The organism is Kocuria oceani (assembly GCF_029524215.1).
GTDB classification, from domain to species: Bacteria; Actinomycetota; Actinomycetes; order Actinomycetales; family Micrococcaceae; genus Kocuria; species Kocuria oceani.
The window spans coordinates 1-1,570 of record NZ_JARAMH010000047.1; the positions used below are offsets into that span (position 1 = coordinate 1).

A 1,570-nucleotide genomic window follows, 5' to 3' on the forward strand; every position below is an offset into this window, starting at 1 on the left:
CCGGTTCGACTATCGCCCTGCACTCACACGCCCGGGCCGGCAGACCCGGGACGACACGCCCCACGACCCCGATGATGCAACCCCTGCCGGGTCTCACACACCATCGGTTTGGCCTCTTCCGCGTTCGCTCGCCACTACTGACGGAATCACTGTTGTTTTCTCTTCCTGTGGGTACTGAGATGTTTCACTTCCCCACGTTCCCTCCACGCACCCTATGAATTCAGGTACGGGTCACCACGCATAACACGCAGCGGGGTTTCCCCATTCGGAGACCCTCGGATCACAGCTCGTTTATCAGCTCCCCGAGGCTTATCGCAGATTACCGCGTCCTTCATCGGCTCCTGATGCCAAGGCATCCACCGTGCGCCCTTAAAAACTTGCCACATGATCACAGAACACACCGACCAGCAACCACAACCAGCACCGCACCACCAGCACCCCCACCCGAAGGCAGCAGCACCAGCGCCACAGACGCTCTCGCAGTTCCTGGCGGCGATCAATCACGAACACCCCGCACCACACCCCGACCCACCACCGAAGCAGCGACCCAGGGACACGGCACGGGCGTTCTTAAGATGCTCGCGTCCACTATACAGTTCTCAAACAACAACCCACACACCCCACACCCTGGTGTGCTCGGCGGACCCCGGACCCCCAAGGGGACCAGCACCCGCCCACCACACCGGTGGAGCGCCGGGACGATTTCAGAGCCAACACACCCCCGCACCCCGCCACCCGGCCACCACCACCCCCACGGAAGGGGACGACAGCAGCACCGGCAGCGACAGAGCACGAGGACCCTGTTGTCTCAGGACCCAACAGTGCGCCATGGACCACACCCCCACCGGCACGGACCCCACCGTTCCACCACCCCACCGCCCGGCACCCCCCGAAGAGGACACCGGCGCAGCAGCGCAGGTACTGAAGAAGAACCCGACCGGCACACGAGGCGCGGCCGCTTGCTCGTTGACATTCCACCCATGAGCTCACCCCACCAGCACCACGAACGGGCACTCCAGCGGGGGCGACCACCACACGGTAGTCAACGGCTCCTTAGAAAGGAGGTGATCCAGCCGCACCTTCCGGTACGGCTACCTTGTTACGACTTAGTCCCAATCGCCAGTCCCACCTTCGACGGCTCCCTCCCACAAAGGGGTTAGGCCACCGGCTTCGGGTGTTACCAACTTTCGTGACTTGACGGGCGGTGTGTACAAGGCCCGGGAACGTATTCACCGCAGCGTTGCTGATCTGCGATTACTAGCGACTCCGACTTCATGAGGTCGAGTTGCAGACCTCAATCCGAACTGAGACCGGCTTTTTGGGATTAGCTCCACCTCACAGTATCGCAACCCTTTGTACCGGCCATTGTAGCATGCGTGAAGCCCAAGACATAAGGGGCATGATGATTTGACGTCATCCCCACCTTCCTCCGAGTTGACCCCGGCAGTCTCCTATGAGTCCCCACCATCACGTGCTGGCAACATAGAACGAGGGTTGCGCTCGTTGCGGGACTTAACCCAACATCTCACGACACGAGCTGACGACAACCATGCACCACCTGTCCACCGAC

Annotated in this window: 2 rRNA genes; both read right to left on the reverse strand. The window is 61.6% G+C overall.

The window, feature by feature from the left end:
• Nucleotides 1-383, reverse strand: a 23S ribosomal RNA gene (locus tag PU704_RS19880); the annotation flags it as partial.
• A gap of 674 nt (nucleotides 384-1,057) precedes the next feature.
• Nucleotides 1,058-1,570: ribosomal RNA gene (locus PU704_RS19885) — 16S ribosomal RNA — on the reverse strand; the annotation flags it as partial.